General features: G+C 61.7%; 20 protein-coding genes. 9 read left to right on the top strand and 11 right to left on the bottom strand.

Annotated features, from left to right (window positions below; genetic code table 11):
* Window positions 1–134: 134 nt before the first annotated feature.
* Window positions 135–1,541 carry a serralysin family metalloprotease gene (locus KCG87_RS19745; RefSeq protein WP_098964423.1) on the bottom strand — a complete coding sequence of 469 codons (1,407 nt, stop codon included), beginning with the start codon at window positions 1,539–1,541 and terminating at the stop codon, window positions 135–137.
* A 279-nt stretch (window positions 1,542–1,820) separates the two neighbouring features.
* Here KCG87_RS19745 and KCG87_RS19740 point away from each other — a divergent pair, with 279 nt between their 5' ends.
* The 3 genes from KCG87_RS19740 to KCG87_RS19730 all read left to right on the top strand — a co-directional run bounded on the left by KCG87_RS19740 (window position 1,821) and on the right by KCG87_RS19730 (window position 5,320).
* The gene (locus KCG87_RS19740; RefSeq protein ID WP_210558708.1) at window positions 1,821–3,752 is read left to right on the top strand and encodes a DNA topoisomerase III; all 1,932 of its coding nucleotides are present in this window, start codon (window positions 1,821–1,823) and stop codon (window positions 3,750–3,752) included.
* Between the two features lie 223 nt (window positions 3,753–3,975).
* A complete protein-coding gene (locus tag KCG87_RS19735) occupies window positions 3,976–4,479 on the top strand; it encodes a GNAT family N-acetyltransferase (protein ID WP_134786704.1) in 504 nt (167 codons plus the stop codon).
* A 511-nt stretch (window positions 4,480–4,990) separates the two neighbouring features.
* Entirely contained in the window at window positions 4,991–5,320 is a 330-nt protein-coding gene (locus tag KCG87_RS19730; RefSeq protein ID WP_210558707.1) for a hypothetical protein, read from the top strand.
* 186 nt (window positions 5,321–5,506) lie between these two features.
* Here KCG87_RS19730 and cynR read toward each other — a convergent pair whose 3' ends face one another.
* Complete coding sequence (gene cynR / locus KCG87_RS19725; RefSeq protein WP_210558706.1) at window positions 5,507–6,385, bottom strand: transcriptional regulator CynR; 879 nt, start codon at window positions 6,383–6,385, stop codon at window positions 5,507–5,509.
* Between the two features lie 119 nt (window positions 6,386–6,504).
* On the opposite strand from cynR, the gene cynS reads away from it, so the two are divergent.
* The 3 genes from cynS to KCG87_RS19710 all read left to right on the top strand — a co-directional run bounded on the left by cynS (window position 6,505) and on the right by KCG87_RS19710 (window position 7,964).
* The gene (gene cynS, locus KCG87_RS19720) at window positions 6,505–6,972 is read left to right on the top strand and encodes a cyanase (protein WP_047597616.1); all 468 of its coding nucleotides are present in this window, start codon (window positions 6,505–6,507) and stop codon (window positions 6,970–6,972) included.
* Window positions 6,973–7,055: 83 nt separating this feature from the next.
* The gene (locus KCG87_RS19715) at window positions 7,056–7,292 is read left to right on the top strand and encodes a DUF2790 domain-containing protein (protein WP_097090279.1); all 237 of its coding nucleotides are present in this window, start codon (window positions 7,056–7,058) and stop codon (window positions 7,290–7,292) included.
* A gap of 12 nt (window positions 7,293–7,304) precedes the next feature.
* On the top strand, window positions 7,305–7,964 hold the full coding sequence (locus KCG87_RS19710) for a carbonic anhydrase (protein WP_135296091.1): 660 nt from the start codon (window positions 7,305–7,307) through the stop codon (window positions 7,962–7,964).
* 155 nt (window positions 7,965–8,119) lie between these two features.
* Here the strand turns inward: KCG87_RS19710 and KCG87_RS19705 are convergent, their stop codons facing one another.
* The 3 genes from KCG87_RS19705 to KCG87_RS19695 form a co-directional block, all read right to left on the bottom strand.
* Window positions 8,120–9,622: an aldehyde dehydrogenase family protein gene (locus KCG87_RS19705; RefSeq protein ID WP_210558705.1), complete on the bottom strand. Its 1,503-nt coding sequence runs from the start codon at window positions 9,620–9,622 to the stop codon at window positions 8,120–8,122.
* A 200-nt stretch (window positions 9,623–9,822) separates the two neighbouring features.
* Complete coding sequence (gene glsB, locus KCG87_RS19700) at window positions 9,823–10,731, bottom strand: glutaminase B (RefSeq protein WP_003226050.1); 909 nt, start codon at window positions 10,729–10,731, stop codon at window positions 9,823–9,825.
* 196 nt (window positions 10,732–10,927) lie between these two features.
* Window positions 10,928–12,544 (bottom strand): L,D-transpeptidase family protein, encoded by a 1,617-nt coding sequence (locus KCG87_RS19695; protein WP_134786707.1) that lies wholly within the window; start codon window positions 12,542–12,544, stop codon window positions 10,928–10,930.
* A gap of 150 nt (window positions 12,545–12,694) precedes the next feature.
* Between KCG87_RS19695 and KCG87_RS19690 the strand changes: the two genes are divergently transcribed.
* On the top strand, window positions 12,695–13,408 hold the full coding sequence (locus KCG87_RS19690) for a murein L,D-transpeptidase catalytic domain family protein (RefSeq protein ID WP_027611721.1): 714 nt from the start codon (window positions 12,695–12,697) through the stop codon (window positions 13,406–13,408).
* On the opposite strand, the gene KCG87_RS19685 is transcribed toward KCG87_RS19690, so the two are convergent.
* Window positions 13,356–14,744, bottom strand: coding sequence for an MFS transporter (locus KCG87_RS19685; protein ID WP_210558704.1), 1,389 nt, complete (start codon window positions 14,742–14,744; stop codon window positions 13,356–13,358). The two genes, KCG87_RS19690 and KCG87_RS19685, sit on opposite strands and share 53 nt — an antisense overlap.
* Window positions 14,745–14,847: 103 nt before the next feature.
* Between KCG87_RS19685 and KCG87_RS19680 the strand changes: the two genes are divergently transcribed.
* On the top strand, window positions 14,848–15,735 hold the full coding sequence (locus KCG87_RS19680; RefSeq protein WP_027611719.1) for a LysR family transcriptional regulator: 888 nt from the start codon (window positions 14,848–14,850) through the stop codon (window positions 15,733–15,735).
* On the opposite strand, the gene KCG87_RS19675 is transcribed toward KCG87_RS19680, so the two are convergent.
* On the bottom strand, window positions 15,732–16,352 hold the full coding sequence (locus KCG87_RS19675; RefSeq protein ID WP_098964440.1) for a cell wall hydrolase: 621 nt from the start codon (window positions 16,350–16,352) through the stop codon (window positions 15,732–15,734). The two genes, KCG87_RS19680 and KCG87_RS19675, sit on opposite strands and share 4 nt — an antisense overlap.
* A 199-nt stretch (window positions 16,353–16,551) precedes the next feature.
* Between KCG87_RS19675 and KCG87_RS19670 the strand changes: the two genes are divergently transcribed.
* The gene (locus tag KCG87_RS19670; protein ID WP_098964441.1) at window positions 16,552–17,403 is read left to right on the top strand and encodes a CAP domain-containing protein; all 852 of its coding nucleotides are present in this window, start codon (window positions 16,552–16,554) and stop codon (window positions 17,401–17,403) included.
* A 706-nt stretch (window positions 17,404–18,109) separates the two neighbouring features.
* Here the strand turns inward: KCG87_RS19670 and KCG87_RS19665 are convergent.
* The 4 genes from KCG87_RS19665 to KCG87_RS19650 form a co-directional block, all read right to left on the bottom strand.
* Window positions 18,110–18,568 (bottom strand): transposase, encoded by a 459-nt coding sequence (locus KCG87_RS19665; RefSeq protein ID WP_098964443.1) that lies wholly within the window; start codon window positions 18,566–18,568, stop codon window positions 18,110–18,112.
* Window positions 18,569–19,234: 666 nt separating this feature from the next.
* A complete protein-coding gene (locus KCG87_RS19660) occupies window positions 19,235–19,390 on the bottom strand; it encodes a DUF2474 family protein (protein ID WP_098964444.1) in 156 nt (51 codons plus the stop codon).
* Window positions 19,377–20,393 (bottom strand): cytochrome d ubiquinol oxidase subunit II, encoded by a 1,017-nt coding sequence (cydB, locus tag KCG87_RS19655; protein ID WP_096796447.1) that lies wholly within the window; start codon window positions 20,391–20,393, stop codon window positions 19,377–19,379. Before cydB ends, KCG87_RS19660 begins: the two co-directional genes overlap by 14 nt.
* Before the next feature lie 3 nt (window positions 20,394–20,396).
* Complete coding sequence (locus tag KCG87_RS19650) at window positions 20,397–21,800, bottom strand: cytochrome ubiquinol oxidase subunit I (protein WP_210558806.1); 1,404 nt, start codon at window positions 21,798–21,800, stop codon at window positions 20,397–20,399.
* Window positions 21,801–21,859: the final 59 nt, after the last annotated feature.

The following is a 21,859-nucleotide window of genomic DNA, read 5'->3' as shown; positions in this document are numbered from 1 at the left end:
GCTGCATAGCAGACCCAAATCCGGAAATCGCGCTGCATCAGGTATAACGCGATTTCAGGTTTTGCGACGGCTTCGCCGCCGAGCGGGAGCAAGCTCCCTCGCCACAAGCGTCAGGTTGGCCCTGTCATTTCACATCAAACCACGATATCAGTCGCCACCGCCTGCCCCACCACACCCACGGCAAAGTCAACCTGCCCCTGCCCGGTCAGATCGACCAGCAGCCCGGTCTGACCGTTCTGCGCGTAGTAAGTCAGGATCGCATCGCCCGCGTGGCCGGTGAAACTGCTAACGAAGTTCAGTGACGCCGCCCCCGTGGCAAACGCGGCGATGCCCGAGAGGTCGATCTTGTCCACGCCGCTCTTGAAATCCATGATCCAGTCCGGCTGGTTGTTGGTCGAGTCGCTGGCCGCGCCGAAGACGAAGGTGTCTGCGCCCTCGCCGCCCCACAGCACATCCGCGCCGCCACCGCCGTAAAGGATGTCGTTGCCGGCTCCGCCGAACAGATGGTTGACGGCCGAGTTGCCGATCAGCAGGTCATTGCCCGAACCGCCAACCGCATTCTCCACGGTCACGCCATAGGCAATCGATACGTTGCCGACCAGCCCGCCAACGTCAGAGAACGAACCCTCATTGAGGTTGATCTTCTGGTTCTGGGTGAAGCCGGAGAAATCCAGCCAGTCGTCACCGCCACCGTCCCATACCGAAAACACCACTTTCGAAGAGGCCGAAGTCGCGGTGTAGTAATCGCGTCCGGTATTAGAGTTGAAGCCATACCAGGTGTTATCGGCACGAGTTTCATAGTTGGCACCGTAGAGTTTCTGCACCGCCACGATATCGTCGAGCAACGGTGCCGAGGCGTAAGCGCCGCTGCCGTCCTTGCTGAAGTTCTGGTCGGTGTTGGCTTCACTCCAGTAGCTCATCAGGCTATAGCCACGGGTGTCTTCGGCGTACTTGGCGTCGTTGTAGGTCGGGTTGCCGTTGCCGGCGTTGTAGGCGCCCGGGTGCGACAGGCCGAGGGTGTGGCCGATTTCGTGGGTCAGGGTCTGACGCCCGTAGTTGTTGGTGTCCGGGGTCTTGTTGACCTGATATTGATTGTTGATCAGGTACCACGACTGACCGTCATAGCTGCCGCCGCTCGGCAGGTAGGCGAACGCTGCGCCGCCGGTGCTGACGTCGTAGTTGCCGAAGGTCATGTGGCCGTCGCCGCCCTTGCCTTCAGTGAACGTGACCTTGGCCACGTCGGCCCAGGATTGCATGGCCAGTATGGCTTGAGCCTTTTGCTGAGCGCTGAACTGGCTGAAGTTGCCGAGGTTCGGGTTGTAGTTTGCCGGTTTCTCGGTAAGGAAGGTGTAGGTCAGCGAGATTTTGCCGTCGCCGTTCTTGTCGTGCCACGACAGGTTTTTGCGCAGGATTTCGTCGGCTGCCTGATCGGCGGTGAACGACGGTTTGCCGTTCACCAGGCCGACGCCGCGGTCGTACAGGTGGCTGAAGGCGTTCACTTCGTCATAGGCGCTGCTGGATTTTGCTTTGGCTTGAGCCATGGTGGGACTTCCTTGTTTCAGAGTGGTCAGTGCGTTCGGACCGTGGCGATCTTCTGGCGAGATCGTCCTGTCGCTCGCGTTTCTTAAAGGCCCGACGAACCTGCCATGCCCGGCAAGCGCGGTGCCATTCGATTTCTCGATAGTCGCCCGCGCCGTCCCGGTAATACCGGTCATTCCCGGCAACGTTTTTATCTGTATATCCATACAGATAAAAGTTGCCCCAGGCGCGAACTCCGGCCATTCTGTGCACCTCCAGTGAACTGATTGACGACGGTGGTTATGCGGCTGTACCTCTGTGAAAAACCTTCCCAGGCCAAAGACATCGCGGCCGTGCTCGGCGCCAGACGTCGGGGCGACGGCTGCTGGCTGGGAACGGACGTCACGGTGACCTGGTGCATTGGCCATCTGCTGGAAACCGCACCGCCGGATGCCTACGACGCGCGCTACAAGCGCTGGGTGCTGGCGGATCTACCGATCATTCCGGACAAGTGGAAAATGACCGTCAAGCCGCGCACCGCCAGCCAGTACAAAGCGGTCAAGCGCCTGCTCGGCGAGGCCAGCGAACTGATCATCGCCACCGACGCCGACCGTGAGGGCGAAATGATCGCCCGGGAACTGGTCGAGCACTGCCGCTATCGCGGGCCGATCCGTCGCCTGTGGCTGTCGGCGCTGGATGAGGCGTCGATCCGCAAGGCCCTGGCCGCGCTGAAGCCGGGAGCGGAAACCTTCAGCCTGTACCACTCGGCGCTGGGGCGCTCGCGGGCCGACTGGCTGATCGGCATGAACATGAGTCGCCTGTTTACGCTATTGGGCCGGCAGTCCGGCTATCAGGGTGTGCTGCCGGTCGGCCGGGTGCAGACGCCGACACTGCGGCTGGTGGTGGACCGCGACCGCAGCATCGCCGACTTCGTGCCGGTGCCGTACTGGGCGATCGATGTGCAACTGCTGCACGACGGCACGCCGTTCACCGCGCAATGGCGTGCGCCCTCCGACGTTTGCGACGAGCAGGATCGCTGTCTGAATCAGGCGCTGGCCCAGCAGGCAGCCGCCGCTCTGAACAGCGCCGCCAGTGCGCGAGTGGTCAAACTGCGCACCGAACGCATGCGTGAAGTGGCACCGCTGCCATTCGATCTGGGCACCCTGCAGGAGGTCTGCTCGAAGAAACTCGGTCTCGGCGCCCAGGAAACTCTCGACATCGCCCAGGCCCTCTACGAAACCTACAAGGTCATCACCTACCCGCGCAGCGATTGCGGCTTTCTGCCGCTGAGCCAGCACAGCGAGGCGCCGGGGATACTGGCGGCACTGCGTCAGGCCGACCCGAGCCTTGATGTGTTGAACGGTCACCTCGACCCGCAGCGCCGCTCGCGGGCGTGGAACGACGCCAAGGTCAGCGCCCACCACGGCATCATCCCCACCGCCGCGGCGAAAAATCTCGAACGCCTGAGCGGCAAACACCGGGCGGTCTATACCCTGATTCGTGCGCGTTATCTGGCGCAATTTCTGCCCAACCATGAATACGATCGCACCCAGGCCGACTTCGATTGCGCCGGTGAAGCCTTGCGCGCCGTCGGCAAGCAGATCATCGAACCGGGCTGGAAGCGCGCCTTGCCCGAAGCCCTCGCCCCGGCCAAGGGCCGTGAAGCGCCAGCCCCGCAAACCCTGCCGGCGCTTAGCCAGGGTATCGATTGCGCCGTGGCCGGCGTGAACCTCAAGGATCTGTGGACCCAGCCGCCGAAGCCCTACACCGAGGGCGACCTGATCAAGGCGATGAAGAACGTCGCCAAACTGGTGGAAGATCCGCTGCTCAAACAGAAACTCAAGGACACCACCGGCATCGGCACCGAAGCGACACGCGCCTCAATCATTCAGGGCCTGCTGGATCGCGGCTATCTGGTGAAGAACGGCAAGGCGCTGGCCGCGACGCCGGCGGCCTTCAGCCTGATCGACGCCGTGCCCCGGGCGATTGCCGATCCCGGCACCACCGCCATCTGGGAACAGGCGCTGGACATGGTGCAGAGCGGCGAGATGAGCCTGGAGGAGTTCGTCACCAAACAGGCGGCGTGGATGAGCAAGCAGGTCACCCGGTGTTCTGCGCTGAGCCTGACCATCAGCGGCCCGCCACCGGCCGGCAAGGCTGCGGCGCCGTGGAAGAAAAAGCGTAAATCGACCCGAAGCAAAACTGCCAGCGCAGCCAAACGCACAGCGAAGTAATGATCAGTCCTGTGGTGGGGGACTCTGTGGTGAGGGACTCTGTGGTGAGGGACTCTGTGGTGAGGGACTCTGTGGTGAGGGGATTTATCCCCGATGGGCTGCGAAGCGGCCCCAGCTTTTACTTAAACAAGAGGACTGCTGCGCAATCCATCGGGGATAAATCCCCTCACCACAAGGTATGAGTCGACAATACTGAAGTCGCAATCTTCAGGAATTCCCCCCAATGCCCACTATCGAACTGCACCCCGCCCACCGCGACGAACTGCAAACCATCGAAAACCTCATGCAGTTCTACATGTACGACTTCAGCCAATGGCTACCACTGAAACTCGGCGAACATGGCTTCTTCAGCATTCAGCCGAAAGACGACTACTGGCGCAATCCAGCTACCCAACCGTTCCTGATCTGCGTCGACGGTGAACTGGCCGGCTTCGTGACCGTGGATGACGAAACCCACATCGACGGCGCCGAACACAACATCGGCTACTTTTTCCTCTCCCGACGCTATCGTGGCCAAGGCGTCGCGCAGTTTGTCGTCTCTGCCCTCTTGAGCCGTCTGCCCGGTCAATGGCAGATTTTCCACATCGACGCCAACCTGCCTGCGCAGCGCTTCTGGGCCAGGTTGATCCCCGAATTGACTGGCGGCGCATTCACCCGCCAACAGCGCGCCGTGGACGGTTACCCCTGCACCTTCTACGTCCTGCGCGCCCCCGCATCCGTTGCCTGAACGGATCTTTTCTCATTCCAAAACAGCTTTGTCCGACAATATGTAGTGAACAAAAATAATCACTACAAAACCGTTGACGGCACCGTTTTGCTTTTGCATGATGAAGACGTTCCCCGATCGGGAACATCGGTAACACGCTTGAGCAAGCTCGTCTGACCGCCGAGTTGTTTTTTCCGGATACACGCTGCCCACAAGGCAGATTGAAGAAGCTGACCTGGCCTGAACGTCCAGTACAAGGACGAGAAGCGCTGGCGAAAATTCTCAAGACGCTTGTGGTCGACCCTGAAAACGTCGTCAAGGAGCCTCCCGGTTTTCGCTGCTTCTCCTCGTTGTGACGCTATTGCGTAGCAGTTATTCAACACGACTACATGCAACAGATGCATGACCCCGTATTTCACACGGGCGACCGCTGACGTCCTGGTTTCGGTGCCAGGGATCAACTAACCGATGGGCTACCTGTATTAGCGAATCAACTTTGAAAGATCACCAGACTGGTCAAGGGGCAAACACCATGAATCTGAACAATCAACCTACTATCGAAGAACTGGCTCGTATGTTCGCTGCGCAAAAAGACAGCCACGACAGCCACATTCTCTGGATCAGCAAGTCGGGTCAGGTGCATATCGACTGCCTGTCGCCCCACGCTGGTGAAGAAGAATTCGACCGCAGCAACCAGAACCTGCTGGCCCGCCTGAAGATGTACCGCCGCGGCCACGGTTATGTCGGCAAGAAAGCTGCGGCCGACAAGGACTTCATCGGCAATGTGCTGCAGACGCTGAAACATGCGTGGGATTCGATGCAGAACAAGAATGAAGTTCGGGTGATTGACCGGTTCTACTGAGTTACAACTTCAATAAATAAAAGGGGCCTGCTTCCAACAGAAGCAGGCCCTTTTTATATCCGCAATTCACACACAATCCTGTGGGAGCGGGCTTGCTCGCGAATGGGCCGGGTCAGTCACCATCACCTCAACTGAGACACCGCATTCGCGAGCAAGCCCGCTCCCACAGGGGGGCTGTGTTGTTGGTCAGATTTTCGTTTGCAGGACCAGATTCACAAACGCCAGCGCCGCCGCACTGTGGTAATTATTCTGCCGCCGCAACAACGCCGCCCCACGCTGCGGCGCTTCGTTCTCGACGCTCAAGCGACGCAACGCCCGGTCTTCGCTGGCAATCGCTTTGGGCAACATCGTCGCCATCGGCGAATACCGCACCACTTCCAGCAACGTATTCACCGAGTTCACCTCGATCCGCACCTGCGGCGTGATCCCCTGCTGACGGAAATACTCATCGATCGATAACCGGGTGATGAAATCTGGCGCCAGCAAGGCGAAATCCAGTTGCGCAAGATCACGCGATGTCAGCACCGCACTGCTGTCGTACAGCGGATGCTCGCGCCCGACCATGATCCCCAGGGTTTCAGTAAACGCCGGAATACACTCGATGTCCGGGTGGCGCACCGGGGTAAAGGCAATCGCGATGTCCAGCGAATCGTCCGCCAGCCCCGCCTCGATGTCGTCCATCGACAACTCGAAAATCTGCAGATGGATACCCGGATAGCGTGCGGCGAAATCACGTACCAACGGCCCGACCAGATAGGCCATGAACGTCGGGGTCATGGCCAGCCGCAAGCGCCCACGCGACAGATCCTTAACGTCATGCAACGCCCGCTTGCCCGCTTCCAACTCCACCAGCACGCGCCGCGCACACTCAATGTAAGCCTCACCGGCATCGGTGGGTTTAACGGTGCGTGAAGTTCGATCAAAAAGGGCCACCCCCAGAGTTTCTTCGAGTTGGCGGATCTGTTGCGACAGAGTCGGCTGCGACACATGCAACGCCTCCGCCGCCCGGGTGAAGCCGCCGTGATCGGCAACGGCCAGCAGATATCGCAAATGTCGCAACAACATAGGATCACCATCTATAGGTAGAGCTTATGCAAAGCATTGTATATCGGTCTTGGACGCTATGGATCAATCGGCAGAAGATGGCTCCCACACAGCAAGCCAACCTTGAAAGGAGTGACACCATGCAACAGTCCCACGCCTACAACGATGCCAGCCTGGCCCTGACCACGCGCATTCTCGACATCAAGGCCCGCAAGAATTTGTCATGGCAGGATCTTGCCGATGGCACCGGCCTGAGCCTGGCCTACGTCACCGCTGCCCTGCTCGGCCAGCACCCGCTGCCACAAAACGCCGCGCAAGTGGTTGGCGACAAACTTGAACTGGACGCCGACGCCGTTGCCGCGCTGCAGATCATCCCGCTGCGTGGCAGCCTCAGCGGCGTGCCGACCGACCCGACCATCTACCGCTTCCACGAGATGATCCAGATCTACGGCACCACCCTCAAAGCCCTGGTCCACGAGCAGTTCGGCGACGGCATCATCAGCGCCATCAACTTCAAGCTCGACATCAAGAAAGTCGAAGACCCGGAAGGCGGCTCCCGCGCCGTGGTCACTCTCGACGGCAAGTTCCTGCCACTGCGTCCGTTCTGATCCACCCCGGCCCGCACCCCGTGTGCGGGCCCATCCAAACCTCAATTACCAAGTCGTCACCCCATCTGCCTGGAGGCTGCCCCATGCACAAAATTCTGTTGACCCTGACCCTGCTCGCCGGCCTTGCCGCGCAGGCCCAGGCTGATGAAGAGGCGATTGCCTACCGCTACGGCATGACTCTGGATATTGCTGAAATCGTGAACATCACCCCGGTCGCCGACGTCTGCGGCGTTGTACCGGTCGAGATGACCTACCTCGACAGCCACGGCGCAAAACACATTCTTCAATACAGCGAATTCGGCACCGGCTGTTCGAACTGAGAGGACAACACCATGAAAAACCTGATCGAAGGCTTTCTGAAGTTCCAGAACGAGGCGTTTCCGCAACGCACCGAGCTGTTCAAGCACTTGGCGACCACTCAAACCCCGGGCACCTTGTTCATCACCTGTTCCGACAGCCGCGTGGTGCCGGAACTGCTGACCCAGCAAGAACCCGGCGAGCTGTTCGTGATCCGTAACGCAGGCAATATCGTGCCGTCCTACAGCCCGCATCCGGGCGGGGTGTCGGCGACGGTGGAATACGCGGTGGCGGTGCTTGGGGTGACGGACATCGTGATCTGCGGCCACTCCGATTGCGGCGCGATGACCGCGATTGCCCAGTGCAAATGCATGGATCATCTGCCCGCCGTCAGCGGCTGGCTGCAACATGCCGAGTCGGCGAAAGTGGTGAACGAGGCGCGGCCGCACGCCAATGACGCGGCGAAATTGAGTTCGATGGTGCGGGAAAATGTGATCGCGCAACTGGCGAATATTCAGACCCACCCGAGCGTACGTCTGGCCCAGGAGAAGGGCCTGCTGAACCTGCATGGCTGGGTGTATGACATCGAGACCGGCTCGATCGATGCGCTGGCGGCGGATCGGCGCACGTTTGTGCCGTTGGCTGAGCAGCCAGCGACTTGCGCCATTCAGGCAAACACCAGCGCAGCCGCCTGATACAAATCCGCTGAGGTGAAGAGGAACTTGTGGCGAGGGGATTTATCCCCGATGGACTGCGCAGCAGGCCCGATCTCTTGGGGCCGCTTCGCGCCCCATCGGGGATAAATCCCCTCGCCACAGGGCCGGTGTGCATCAATCGGGATAAGGCGTTTTCAGCGTTTTACGCTGAGGTCGATCTGGGTCATACGGCTACGAACCGTAAACACCCCATCCCCCGAAAGAATCGCACTGCGCGCAAACAAGCGCCCGCTCTCCCAGTTCGAAAGCCCCAGTTCCGGCTTGTTCAGCGCGTACTGACCATCGACCCAACGGGTAATCCCGTTACCCACAAACGGTGCGTTCACCGCGTTGTAGAAGCGTTCCTGGGCAGCAGCATCCTCGCTGATCAACGACACCGTGAACTGCGGGCTGTAGCGGTTGAACAGTGTGATCGCCTGATCCAGCTCGTCGACGATCATCAGGCTGACTTCCGGGGTTTCTTCCCACTCCCACTCGCGGCCCAGCTCGGATTCAGCCAGCGCTTCGGCCAGGGCTTCGGTCTGATAACCCTCGGCGCGATAGACCTCGACTGTCGCGTTGTGCCACTCGGCCGGCAGGTAACTTTCGCTGCCTGCGACGATGTGCAATTTGCAGCCCTGACCGCGTGCGGTACCGGCCTGCTGCAGCGCATCGAGAAACAGCGGCACCAATTCGGCAGCACGCTCGCGGTGAATCAGGCAGACGTTCAGGGTGTTGCAGACTTTGCGATCCAGCGAATTACGCACCACGGTGGCGAAGCGCGTGGCGTCGGCGTCACGATCGGCAATCAGCCACGCGCCACCAGTGCCGTGCAGGCTGACCGCCGTGCCCGCCTGCTGGGCGATGCTGCCCAACTGGCTGACAGCGCGGCCCGAACCCCGGGCCACCGCCAGCGACAAACGCCGGTCGGCGAACATCGCCCAACCGGCGGCGTGATTGACGCTTTCCACCAGCGACACCGCGCCCGCCGGCAGACCGGCATCGGCCAGCGCCGGGTTCAGCGCGTGAGTGACGATCGCTTGCGCGGTGCCCAATGCATCGCTGCCGATGCGCAATACCGCGGTGTTACCGGTGCGCAGAACGCCGGCGGCATCGGCGAACACGTTCGGCCGCCCTTCAAACACGAACGCCACGATGCCCAGCGGCGACACCACTTGCTCGACCTTCCAGCCGTCGTGTTCGACGCTGCTGATGACCTTGCCGCGCGTGGCCGGCGCATCCCGCCAGGCGCGCAGACCGGCGATCATGTCGCGGCGCATGCGTTCGTCGGCGAGCAGTCGGGTGGTCGAGCGGCCACGGGCCTTGGCGCGTTCGATGTCGGCCAGGTTGGCGGCTTCGATCAGGTTCCAGCACTCCGCGGTTTCCAGGCGTTGCGCGAACAGATCGAAGAAGTGGCTGATGGCTTCGTCGGACACCGCCGAAAGCGCGCTGAACGCCGTTTGCGCACGCTCGATTGCCACCGCAGCCGCTTGTTGATCGACCACCGGAATCAGCAATAGCTCGCCACTCACCTGCTCGACCAGCAGATGGTCACCGGGCTGAAACCGCGCCGCCAGTTCGGGGCTGACCACGGTCACGCGGTTACCAGCGAAAGGGATCGGCGTGCCAGCGACTAGACGTTCGAGCGCAAGAGACATGAAGCGGATTCACCATATGAGGGGCGGCCGGAAAATGTAGCGGATTCTGCGCTGAAACACACCTTCTACAAACACCACCGAACCTGTGGGAGCGGGCTTGCTCGCGAAGGCGTCGGCACCATCAACATGGATATTGAATGTGCTGGCCTCTTCGCGAGCAAGCCCGCTCCCACAGGTTTCGTGGTGTTTGGAAGATCAGGTCAGAACACCGACCAGCCAATCCGCGAACTGAGCATCTCCAGCGCCGCCATCCCCGCCAGCGAGTTACCGGCAGCGTTGAGTTCCGGCGACCACACGCACACCGTGAACTGCCCCGGCACCACCGCGACGATCCCGCCGCCGACCCCGCTCTTGCCCGGCAGGCCTACGCGATAAGCGAAGTTGCCGGCCTCGTCGTACAGGCCGCTGGTGGCCATGATCGAGTTGACCTGCTGGGTCTGGCGCCGAGTGAGGATCTGTTCGCCGCTGTGCTTGCAGAAACCGTCGTTGGCGAGGAAGCAGAACGCCCGGGCCAGATCGATGCAGTTCATGCGCAGCGCGCAGTGGCTGAAGTAGCTGCGCAGCACCGCTTCGACGTCGTTGTGGAAGTTGCCGAACGATTGCATCAGGTACGCCATGGCCGCGTTGCGGGCGCGATGCTGGTATTCGGACTCGGCGACCTTGCCGTCGACGATCACCTGTGGATTGCCCGACAGGCGCCGCACGAAGTCGCGCATCGACAGGGCTGGCGCGGCGAAACGCGACTGGTTGATGTCGCAGATCACCAGCGCCCCGGCGTTGATGAACGGATTGCGCGGGCGCCCGCGTTCGAACTCCAGTTGCACCAGCGAGTTGAACGGCTGGCCGGACGGCTCGTGCCCCAGGCGCTCCCAGATCGCTTCGCCGGAATGCTCGATCGCCTGCACCAGACTGAACACCTTGGAAATACTCTGCACCGAGAACGGCGTCTCGGCGTCGCCGGCGCAATACATTTCGCCGTCGTTGCCATACACGGCGATGCCCAGCTGATTGGCCGGCACGGTGCCGAGGGCGGGAATGTAATCAGCCACTTTGCCCTGCCCGATCAGGGGCCGGACAGCGTCAAGAATCTCGTTCAACAGCGCTTGCATGCCGGGTTCCGAAGTCTCGCCCCATGGGATTGCGGGGACACTGGGGCTAGACGCTGCGCAAGCTTGCGGAATCACACAAACCCCTTTGTAGGAGTGAGCCTGCTCGCGATAGCGGTGTATTTGTGAAGTTGATCTTTCTGATACACCGCTATCGCGAGCAGGCTCACTCCTACAGGGTTGTATGTATGACTGCGATTCAGTGTGCGCCGTCGAGACCGGCCAGCAGCGCGCTGTCGCGGCTGTAGATATCCGGCGCGTAACGCACCTGCCCATCCTTGCCGACCTGTGCCGTCCAGTAGGTCATGAGGATCGGCACCGGTGCCGACAGGCGGAATTCGTGGGTGCTGCCGGTGGCGAGCAAGGTGTCGGTGCGGGTGCGTTCCGCCGGGGTCAGCAACAGGTCGCGCAGTTGCATCGGGTGCTCGACCCGCACACAGCCGGAGCTGAAGGCGCGCGGGCCTTTGTCGAACAGGGCCTTGCTCGGCGTATCGTGCAGGTACACCGCGAACGGGTTGGGAAAGCGGATCACCAGTTGCCCCAGCGGATTACGCGGCCCGGCCTCCTGGCGCAGCATGATGTTGCCGGGGTTGTCCCAGTCGATATCCGCCGCGGCCAACGGCTGGCCATGGGCGTCGAGGACTTGCAGGTTCTGCCGGCTGAGGAAGGTCTGATCCTTGCGGATCGCCGGCAGTTTGTCTTCTTTCCAGATGGTCGGCGGCACGGTCCAGGTTGGGTTCAGCGTCAGGCGCGTGACCCGGGATTTGAGCAATGGGGTCTGCCGTTCGGCGCGACCGACCTGGGTACGGGTCTGCCAGACCGGCACGCCGGCCTGATATAGGGTCAACTCGGCGGCAGCGACGTTGACCAGCAAACCGTCGGGCTCCATGTCCTGGGCCAGCCAGCGGAAACGTTCAAGGTTGACGCGCAATTGTTCGCGGCGCGTCAGCGGGCTGATGTTGAGCTCGGCAATCGTCCCCGGCCCGACTACCCCGTCGGCCTGCAACGAATGGTTGGCCTGAAAGCTCTTCACCGCTTCCACCAGCACGCCCTCATAGGCATTGCCGGGCGTACCGATGGCGTGAGTCAGGTAGCCTTCGTTGAACAGGCGTTGGGCCAGTTCCGGCACGCGTTTGTCTTCCATTGCCGGGCGCAGCAACGGGCCGTTGCCCACCGACTGCCAGTGCGGCAAGGCCTGCAGCCGCTGGCTGGCGTAGAGGTGGCGCAGGCTCTGGTATTGCGCCAGACGCGGACGCGCCAGATCGAACGCGGTCTTGATGTCGTGCAGACCGGGCACGGCGATCGCCAGCAATTCCGCCTGACGATCACGCGGGGTGTCATCGGAATGCCACAGCGGCTCGAAATGCGATTGCAGCAGACGACCGTAATGCAGGTCCTGCAGGGCTTGCAGATAAGAGCGGCTGATGTCGATATCGGCGCACAACTCGCCGTCCTGCGGCGGATTGGCCGCCACCGGGTAGCGCTTGGGATTGAGGCCATCATCGGCCAACAGCTGCAACTGCGCGCGCAAGGCCGGCAATCGCCCGGACTCGCTGGCCCACACCGGCAGCCAGTCCTGCTGCTGATAGAACGCTTGCAGTTGCGTCAGCGCCGCGCCACTCAGGTGCGCGGCAATCGCCGGGCACGCCTGGGGTAAACCGATCAGCACCGCTTGCAGCGGACTTTGTGGCTCGAGCGGCATTTCCGCCGGCGGCGTCGGCAGGGTCTGCAACGGTGGCAGCGGCTCATCGGCGCAAGCGACAAACGGCGCAGCGAGCAAACAAATGCTCAAGTAGCATGCGTACTTTTTGAACAACTGCTTTACTCCAATCCGTGGCCGTCTGAATGACGGTCAACCTTACATCAGGTGCGCTGAACAGTCAGGCTCGAAACAGGGGTCTGTCGGGTATGACTGGGAGTCAGGAGCCAAAGTGCCAAATAAGTAGCAAGTGAGGACACCTTATAAATGTTGACGTATTTGCGCCGACTTCTGCTGACCACCGCGACCCTCGTCGTCGTGAGCAGCCCAGCTTTCGCCGCCGGCAAACCATCGCCGGTTCTCTTCACCAGCCTCGCCCACGCCGCGCCGGAACTCAATCCCCAAGCGCTGAAAGGTGCCTTGAGCGCCATGCAATGCGCAGTGAACAATGGCGCGAGGCCCTCACGCCACCTGGCGATCATCGATTATTCGCAGCCCTCCACCGCCCGCCGGCTGTGGATCTTCGATCTGAACAGAAAGAAACTGGTGCTGCGCGATCTGGTCGCCCACGGTTCAAATTCCGGGGAAAATTTCGCTACCCAGTTCTCCAACCGCGAAGGCAGTTACCAATCCAGCCTCGGTCTGTTCCGCACCCAGGAAAGTTACGAGGGGACCCACGGTTATTCGCTGCGCATGGACGGTCTGGAACCGGGCTTCAATGACCTGGCCCGCGACCGCGCCATCGTGATCCACGCCGCCGACTACGTGAATCCGTTGTGGAGCAAGCGTCAGGGCCGTATCGGTCGCAGCCAGGGTTGCCCGGCGGTGCGCCCGCAAGTGGCGAAGCAGGTGATCGATAAACTCAAGGACGGCCAGTTCATGTTCTCCTGGTACCCGGACCAGCGCTGGCTGAAGTCCTCGCCGTACCTCAACTGCCAGCCGCAGCAAGTGGCGAGCATCTTGAGTACCCACGCCAGCTGACGATCAGGGCCACGACCATCAGCGCCGCCGCAACCCCGAACGTGTAGTGCAAGCCACTGCCGATGACCTCGGCCGGGGCTTGCGTCGGGTCACCCGTAGCGAAGGCGAACACCGCGCCCATGACCGCCGCGCCGGTGATCAGTCCGAGATTGCGTGACAGCCCGAGCAGGGCCGACACCACACCGCGCTGATCCTGACTGACCGTCGCCATCAACCCGGTATTGTTCGCCGCCTGGAACAACGCGTAACTGCTGGCAACCACAGCCATCGGCAGCAGATACGCCGGCAGACCGAGACTCATCGGCAACAACGCCAACAAACTGCAACCACCGGCCAACCCGAACAACGCCCCCGGCACCACCCGCCGCGCACCGAAGCGATCCACCAGACGCCCCGCCGGCACCCCGCCGCACGCCGCCAGCAGCGGCCCGACCGACAATGCCAGGCCGACCACGGTGCTGCCCAGTCCCAGGCCCCGGCTCAGGTAAAACGGCCCGACCACCAGCGTGGTCATCATCACCGTCGTTACCAACAACGTTAGCGCCAGGCTGCTGCTCAGACGCGCGTCGGCAAACAATGACAGGCGAATCAGCGGCGCCCTGGCGTTCATCTCGACCGCAACAAACACCCCTGCTCCGCACAGGCTGACCAGCAGCAACATCAATGTATGGCCGTCGAGCGTCATCGCCAGCGCGTAGGCGGCCAGCGTCAATACCAGCACCACGGTGCCGAGGTAATCAAACGCGACTGCCGATTTGGCCGGGCGATCCGCCGGCAGATATCGATAAACCAGCCACGCATTGAGCAGGCCCAACGGCACGTTGAGGACAAAGATCGACGGCCAGCCGACATGCGCGATCAGCAGACCACCCAGCGATGGCCCGAGGCTGGTGCCGGTGGCCGACATGGTTGCCAGCAAACCCATCGCGCTGCCCGCTCGCGCCTTGGGCACCGCATCCGCCACCAGCGCCACCGTCAAGGCGAACATGATCGCCGCGCCAAGGCCCTGCACGGCCCGCGCGCCGATCAACCAGCCCAGCCCCGGCGCCAGCGCACAGCACAGCGAAGCGCTGGTGAAAATGCCGATGCCGATCAGCAGCAGTCGTCGCCGCCCGAACACATCACCCAGACGCCCGACACTGACAATCAACGTGGTGACCGCCAGCAGGTAGGCCAGCACGATCCACTGCACCTGTTGAAACGTCGCATCGAACGCTGCAGCCAAGGTCGGTAATCCGGCATTGGCGATGCTGGTGTCCAGCGACGGCATCAACATCGACAGCGCCAGACTGGTCAGCGCCCAGCGGGCTTGAGGGGGCAAGGGGGATCCGGGCATCGGGCGCTCCTGGTGCAAAAGTCAGACGGCATAGCCTGCTTCTCGACAAGGCAAGGCGCAAGACGCATGCTTTGCACTTGATACCTGCATGGAACGCCATGTCATGAGCACACCGGATCTGAACCTGTTGATCACCCTCGACGTGTTGTTGCGCGAAGGCAGCGTCGCCCGCGCCGCGCACATTCTGCGGCTGAGCCCGTCGGCCATGAGTCGTGCCCTGGCCCGGCTGCGCGAAACCACTGGCGATCCGTTGCTGGTGCGCGCCGGCCGAGGTCTGGTGCCGACCCCGCGTGCGCTGGAATTGCGTGAGCGGGTCAGCGCTCTGGTGCAGGAAGCCGAGGCGGTGTTGCGCCCCGCCGAAGTGCTCGATCCCGGCCAGTTGCAGCGCACCTTCACCCTGCGCAACACCGACGGTTTTGTCGAAACCTTCGCCGCCGCGCTGCTCGCGCGCATCGCTGAAGAAGCACCCGGCGTGCGCCTGCGCTTTGTGCAGAAAGCCGACAAGGACAGCACGCCGCTGCGCGAAGGCCGGGTCGATCTGGAGACCGGCGTGGTCGACGACAGCACCGACCCGACGCTGCACAGCCGCATTCTGTTTGAGGATCACTGGATCGGTGTGGTGCGCGAAGGCCATCCGTTGAGCTCGGGCAAGATCAGCAGCAAACGCTTTGCCGGCGGCCAGCACATTCTGATCTCACGGCGCGGGCGCAGCAGCGGCCCGGTCGACGAAGCGTTGCTCGCCGCAGGTCTGACGCGGGATATCGTCACGTCATTCGGCGGCTTTTCGGCGGCGCTGACGCTGGTGCGCGAATCGGACCTGATCGCCACGGTTCCGGAGCGTCACACCAGCAAGCTGCGCATGGGCCTGCACAGCTTCGCCCTGCCCTTCAGGATGCCGCCGATCAGCGTGTCGATGCTCTGGCACCCGCGCATGGACGCCGACCCGGCGCACCGCTGGTTGCGCAATTGTGTACGAGAAGTCTGCGTCTAACGCGCATCGCCGCCAGCCGGTTTGTAGAACAGGAACTTTCCGACCGCGGCGGTCTTTTTGTATTCCCTGGCCCAGCTCGGATGCACCTGGCGATCATGGAAATACAGTGCGCCATGGGTGCGATCCGGCAACTGGCGGTTGAGCGCCTTGCCGGCGATGTCCTTGGCCAGGGTGTATTCGGCGTCTTCCTTGACCTGATCGGCCTTGCCATCGCACCACCAGGAAAACTGGCAGCTCTTGGTTTCCGAACCTTGTTTGACCACTTCGCACACGGTGCCGGGAAAGCCGTCGTGCCCCAGGCGATTCATCACCACATTGGCCACCGCCTCCATTTCCGGGGTGTCGCGGCCCTTGGCTTCCCAGTAGATACTGCGCGCCAGGCAGGTGATCGGATCGTCCAGCGGCGCGGTGCCGGCGGGGTCAACCGCCTGCACTTCAGTGGGGGTGATCGCTTCGGATTTGGGTGCTGGCGCCGCGCTGACTTTGTCGGCGGCCTTCTCTTCCAGCACCTGGGCTTTCTCTTCGGCCTTGGCCTTGATCGGGGTCTGATCGGTGGCGTTCACAACGCCGGCCATAAGGGTTAATGCGAAACAGCCAGCCAACCATTTCAATCCCATGTCAGTTCTTCCGGCAACGCCCGTTCCGGGCAAGGTGTTTCGTGGGGGAGACGCCCGGTTCCCGGGGCCTTCGGAGAGTGTAGACGGCAAATACCGACGTAACGTTCCGCAGAAAAAACCGCTCGATGAAGAAAAAGACATTGCACTGACCGGGGGCCTTTCGCGCATCATGAGCGCACTCAGCTCAAGGGAGATTTCCATGCGCTTCATGCCATCCGTCTTGCGTTTTGCCGCGCTGTCCGTGGGCCTGGCCGTGGCCGCCTCGGCCATGGCTGCCGACGAGTCGCAACTGATCGAGTCGATCAATGCCTACCGCAGCCAACCGCAGCGCTGCGGCAGCCAGGCGTCTAGTGAACTGCCACCGCTGTCGGCCGATCCACGGCTGAGACTGCCGGCCGCCGGTGCGGTCGATCTGCAACAGGCCATGGCCAGCGCCAGTTACCCGATGGTCAATGTGCAGGCGATCACCCTCAACGGCCCACGGGATGCAGCGTCGGCGATGAAGGCGATTGAGGAAAGTTTCTGTCAGGTGGTGCTGGACCCGCAGTTCGTCGATGTCGGTGTCAGCCGTGCTGATCGTGACTGGCGTATTGTGCTGGCGCGACCTCTACTGTCGGCGAAGCTCGGCGATGCGCAAAGCGAAGGCCAGAAGTTGCTCGAACAACTCAACGCCGCTCGCGCCCAACCGCGTCAATGCGGCGGCCAGGCCTTTGCCGCGGCCGGGCCACTGGCGTGGAACGCGAGCCTGGGCACGATCTCCCAGGATCACAGCCGCGACATGGCCAACAACAACTATTTCGACCACAAGGACCGCGACGGCCGCACACCCGGTGACCGCGCCGAACTGGCCGGCTACAGCGGCCAACTGGTCGGCGAAAACATCGCCGCCGGGCAAGACACCGTGCGCAAGGTCGTCGACGGCTGGCTCGCCAGCCCCGGCCACTGCGCCAACCTGATGAACCCGCAATACAAAGAACTCGGCGCCGCCTACGCGACCGACCCAAAGAGCAGCGCCGGGATTTACTGGACCGCGATGTTTGGGGCGCAGTAACAGCCCTTCAGAAAACACCGAAGATCCAATGTGGGAGTGGGCTTGCTCACGAAGGGGTCAGCACATTCAGCATCAATATCGACTGACCTGACGTCTTCGCGAGCAAGCCCGCTCCCACTGGGGATCGTCGGTGAATGAAGGATTTGCGGCTGGCCGCGATCAAGGGTGGGAGTGGGCTTGCTCACGAAGGGGTCAGCACATTCAGCATCAATGTCGACTGACCTGACGTCTTCGCGAGCAAGCCCGCTCCCACTGGGGATCGTCGGTGAATGAAGGATTTGCGGCTGGCCGCGATCAAGGGTGGGAGTGGGCTTACTCACGAAGGGGCCGGCGCATTCAGCATCAATGTCGACTGACCTGACGCTTTCGCGAGCAAGCCCGCTCCCACTGGGGATCGTCGGTGAATGAAGGATTTGCGGCTGGACGCTATCAAGTGTGGGAGTGGGCTTGCTCACGAAGAGGCCGGCGCATTCGGCATCAATGTCGGCTGACCTGACGCCTTCGCGAGCAAGCCCGCTCCCACTGGGGATCGTCGGTGAATGAAGGATTTGCGGCTGGCCGCGATCAAGGGTGGGAGTGGGCTTGCTCACGAAGGGGCCGGCGCATTCAGCATCAATGTTGGCTGACCTGACGTCTTCGCGAGCAAGCCCGCTCCCACAGGGATCGCATTTATTCTGAAGTAATGCGGTGAATGCGCATCCTGAGTTCAAACCCAGATCGCATCCCATAACGGATAGTCACCGAGTTTTTTTACCAGTCCGGCCCGCAGTGGATTAGCCACTACATAGCGGGCCAGTTTCACCAGGTCCTCCTCTCGACGTAATGCATGATCATGAAAACCGTGCTGCCAAAGGCTCCCGGTTCTACCGGCTGCTGTGTTCACTGAACGAGTACTCAGGGATTTGACCTGGCACATCAATTGTCCAAGTGTTCCCTTTTGCAACTGGATCAGCCAATGAAAATGATCCGGCATGACAACCCATGCCAATGTCTCGGCAAACCCCTCCTCCTGCGCCTGCCTGAACTGATGTACAACCAACCGGCCGAGCCTGTAATCCGTGAACACTGGCTCACGCCCTAAGGTATTGGCGGTTAGTAGGTAGATCTGATTTTCTTCGCAATGACGGCCGGTTCGCAGGCGATGTGATGAGTAACGTTTGGGCATTCCTTTGCCTTGTCCATGGTTGAATTCAGAAAAAGGCTAGATCAGCCATCACAGTGCGCCGAACATGTTTGTTGGCAGAATGTGTCTGCGCACCGGATCAACTGTGGGAGTGGGCTTGCTCACGAAGAGGTCGGCACACTCAGCATCAATGTCGGCTGACCTGACGCCTTCGCGAGCAAGCCCGCTCCCACTGGGGGATCGTCGGTGAATGAAGGGTTTGGGGCTGGCCGCGATCAAGGGTGGGAGTGGGCTTGCTCACGAAGGGGCCGGCACATTCAGCATCATTGTCGACTGACCTGACGCCTTCGCGAGTAAGCCCGCTCCCACTGGGGGATCGTCGGTGATGAAGGATTTGCGGCTGGCCGCGATCAAGGGTGGGAGTGGGCTTGCTCACGAAGAGGTCGGCACACTCAGCATCAATGTCGGCTGACCTGACGCCTTCGCGAGCAAGCCCGCTCCCACAAGGGATCGTCGGTGATGAAGGGTTTGGGGCTGGCAGCGATCAAGGGTGGGAGTGGGCTTGCTCACGAAAGGGCCGGCACATTCAGCATCAATGTCGACTGACCTGACGCCTTCGCGAGCGAGCCCGCTCCCACTGGGGGCATCAGTGATGTTCAGAATTGCGGGCACAAAAAAACCGGAGTCATGGCTCCGGTTTTTTTATTGTCAGTGGGTCCTCATTCCTGCTGCATACATCGCCAGTTTCAGCACACTCGCCACCACGGCGAGTGACACGACGCTGCCGAACCAGATCAGCAACAACCAGCCCAAACGCTGGTACCAGCGGGAGGATCTGACCTCACGCGAATCAATGGTAGCCATCGCCAATCCTCACTTTGCCGCGGAATACGTAGTAGCTCCAGAAGGTGTACATCAGGATCACCGGCAGGATGAACAGTGCGCCGATCAAGGCGAACAACTGGCTCGAAGGCGGAGACGCCGCCGCCCACAGGCTCACCGATGGCGGGATGATGTTTGGCCAGATGCTCAGCGCCAGGCCGATGTAACCGAGCAGCATCAACACCAAAGTGAACACGAACGGCCAGTGGGTGTGACGCTGACGCAAGGTACGCAGCAGCCCGAACAACGCCAGCAGTGCCAGCACCACCAACCCGGCGAACACCATCAAGTGCCCGCTGGTCGACCAGCGAGTGGCCAGCTCCGGGTGCAACTTCAGTGTCCACGCACCAATCACCACCACCATCGCCGTCAGCAACCACGCCAGCGGCCGGGTGAACAGACGCATCCGCGACTCGAGCATGCCTTCGGTCTTGACCAGCAACCAGGTGCTGCCCAGCAGCGCATACGCCACCACCAGACCGACGCCGCACACCAGCGGAAACGGCGCCAGCCAGTCCAGGCCGCCACCGGCAAACTGCCGATTCACCACGGGAATGCCCGATACGTACGCGCCGATCGCCACACCCTGGGAGAACGTCGCCAGCAGCGAACCGCCGATGAACGCCTTGTCCCACCAGTGACGCTTTTGCGCTGACGACTTGAAGCGAAACTCGAACGCCACGCCACGGAAAATCAGCCCGCAGAGCATCAGGATCAGCGGCAGGTACAACGCCTCCAGAATCACCCCGTAGGCCAGTGGAAACGCGCCATACAACGCCGCACCACCGAGCACCAGCCAGGTTTCGTTGCCGTCCCACACCGGGGCGACTGTGTTCATCATCACGTCGCGCTCCTGCTCATCCGGGATCAGCGGAAACAGGATGCCCAGGCCCAGATCGAAGCCGTCCATGATCACGTACATCATCACCCCGAAGGCGATGATCACACCCCAGATCAACGAGAGATCGATACCTTGAATACCCATGACTCAATGCTCCTTCATCGGGGCGGTAGCCGCCGAAATAGGCCGGCGCGGGGTCTGCAACTGATCGCCCCCCGGCGGATGTTCGTGATGGGGCTGCGGGCCCTTCTTCACCAGTTTCATCATGTAGCCGATGCCCACGGTGAACACCGAGCAGTAGATCACCACGAACAGCAACAGCGAGGTGCTCATCTGCGCCACCGAGTGGTGCGACGCGGCGTCATGGGTGCGCATCAAGCCGTAAACCACCCACGGCTGACGCCCGACTTCGGTGGTGATCCAGCCGGCCAGCAACGCGATCAACCCGCTCGGCCCCATCAGCAACACCAGACGCTGGAAGCCGCGATGCTGATAGAGCTTGCCGCCACGACGCAGCGCCAGACCGAGCACACCGACGAGGATCATCAACATGCCCAGCCCGGCCATCACGCGGAAGCTCCAGAAGATGATGGTCGAGTTCGGCCGATCCTCTTTCGGGAAGCTCTTGAGCGCCGGGATCTGCTTGTCGAGGCTGTGGGTCAGGATCAGGCTGCCGAGGTACGGGATTTCCAGCGCGTATTGGGTCTTCTCCGCCTGCATGTCGGGAATGCCGAACAGCACCAGCGGGGTCGGGCCGTTGTCGGCGTTTTCCCAGTGGCCTTCGATGGCGGCGATTTTTGCCGGTTGATGCTCCAGGGTGTTCAAGCCATGGGCGTCACCGACCACCGCCTGAATCGGTGCCACGATCAGCGCCATCCACAACGCCATGGAAAACATCCTGCGCACCGGCGCGGTATTGTTGCCGCGCAGCAAATGCCAGGCCGCCGACGAGCCAACGAAGAAGGCCGTGGCGACGAACGCGGCGATCGCCATGTGCGCCAGACGGAACGGAAACGACGGGTTGAACACGATCGCCAGCCAGTCCAGCGGCATCACCCGACCGTCGACAATTTCAAAGCCCTGCGGCGTCTGCATCCAGCTGTTGGACGCGAGAATCCAGAAGGTTGAAATCAGCGTGCCAATAGCGACCATCACCGTGGCAAAGAAGTGCAAGCCACGGCCGACGCGGTTCCAGCCGAACAGCATGACCCCGAGGAAACCGGCCTCGAGGAAAAATGCGGTCAGCACCTCATAGGTCAGCAACGGCCCGGTGATGCTCCCGGCGAAGTCGGAAAACCCGCTCCAGTTAGTGCCGAACTGGTACGCCATGACCAGCCCCGAGACCACGCCCATGCCGAAGTTGACGGCAAAGATCTTCGACCAGAAGTGGTAGAGATCGCGGTAGGTGTCGTCACGGGTTTTCAGCCACAGGCCTTCGAGTACCGCGAGGAAACTCGCCAGGCCGATGGTGATCGCCGGGAAGATAATGTGGAACGAAACCGTGAACGCGAATTGAATTCGCGCCAGGTCCAGTGCCTCCATGTTGAGCATGATGATGTCCTCATCCAGGCTGAAAAGCGGCAGCACGTCGCCGGGCCACCGCCAGGCGC

It is taken from the genome of Pseudomonas sp. MWU347 (assembly GCF_017947305.1).
GTDB lineage: Bacteria > Pseudomonadota > Gammaproteobacteria > Pseudomonadales > Pseudomonadaceae > Aquipseudomonas > Aquipseudomonas putida_A.
The sequence above is the reverse complement of the archived record's forward strand: the minus strand, read 5'-3'. Positions and strand labels throughout refer to the sequence as shown.

Excerpts from the sequence above, each read along its gene's own strand:
- KCG87_RS19745 (WP_098964423.1), bottom strand. The coding sequence starts at position 1,541 with ATGGCTCAAGCCAAAGCAAAATCCAGCAGCGCCTATGACGAAGTGAAC.
- KCG87_RS19740 (WP_210558708.1), top strand. The coding sequence starts at position 1,821 with ATGCGGCTGTACCTCTGTGAAAAACCTTCCCAGGCCAAAGACATCGCG.
- KCG87_RS19735 (WP_134786704.1), top strand. The coding sequence starts at position 3,976 with ATGCCCACTATCGAACTGCACCCCGCCCACCGCGACGAACTGCAAACC.
- KCG87_RS19730 (WP_210558707.1), top strand. The coding sequence starts at position 4,991 with ATGAATCTGAACAATCAACCTACTATCGAAGAACTGGCTCGTATGTTC.
- cynR (WP_210558706.1), bottom strand. The coding sequence starts at position 6,385 with ATGTTGTTGCGACATTTGCGATATCTGCTGGCCGTTGCCGATCACGGC.
- cynS (WP_047597616.1), top strand. The coding sequence starts at position 6,505 with ATGCAACAGTCCCACGCCTACAACGATGCCAGCCTGGCCCTGACCACG.
- KCG87_RS19715 (WP_097090279.1), top strand. The coding sequence starts at position 7,056 with ATGCACAAAATTCTGTTGACCCTGACCCTGCTCGCCGGCCTTGCCGCG.
- KCG87_RS19710 (WP_135296091.1), top strand. The coding sequence starts at position 7,305 with ATGAAAAACCTGATCGAAGGCTTTCTGAAGTTCCAGAACGAGGCGTTT.
- KCG87_RS19705 (WP_210558705.1), bottom strand. The coding sequence starts at position 9,622 with ATGTCTCTTGCGCTCGAACGTCTAGTCGCTGGCACGCCGATCCCTTTC.
- glsB (WP_003226050.1), bottom strand. The coding sequence starts at position 10,731 with ATGCAAGCGCTGTTGAACGAGATTCTTGACGCTGTCCGGCCCCTGATC.
- KCG87_RS19690 (WP_027611721.1), top strand. The coding sequence starts at position 12,695 with ATGTTGACGTATTTGCGCCGACTTCTGCTGACCACCGCGACCCTCGTC.
- KCG87_RS19685 (WP_210558704.1), bottom strand. The coding sequence starts at position 14,744 with ATGCCCGGATCCCCCTTGCCCCCTCAAGCCCGCTGGGCGCTGACCAGT.
- KCG87_RS19680 (WP_027611719.1), top strand. The coding sequence starts at position 14,848 with ATGAGCACACCGGATCTGAACCTGTTGATCACCCTCGACGTGTTGTTG.
- KCG87_RS19675 (WP_098964440.1), bottom strand. The coding sequence starts at position 16,352 with ATGGGATTGAAATGGTTGGCTGGCTGTTTCGCATTAACCCTTATGGCC.
- KCG87_RS19670 (WP_098964441.1), top strand. The coding sequence starts at position 16,552 with ATGCGCTTCATGCCATCCGTCTTGCGTTTTGCCGCGCTGTCCGTGGGC.
- KCG87_RS19665 (WP_098964443.1), bottom strand. The coding sequence starts at position 18,568 with ATGCCCAAACGTTACTCATCACATCGCCTGCGAACCGGCCGTCATTGC.
- KCG87_RS19660 (WP_098964444.1), bottom strand. The coding sequence starts at position 19,390 with ATGGCTACCATTGATTCGCGTGAGGTCAGATCCTCCCGCTGGTACCAG.
- cydB (WP_096796447.1), bottom strand. The coding sequence starts at position 20,393 with ATGGGTATTCAAGGTATCGATCTCTCGTTGATCTGGGGTGTGATCATC.
- KCG87_RS19650 (WP_210558806.1), bottom strand. The coding sequence starts at position 21,800 with ATGCTCAACATGGAGGCACTGGACCTGGCGCGAATTCAATTCGCGTTC.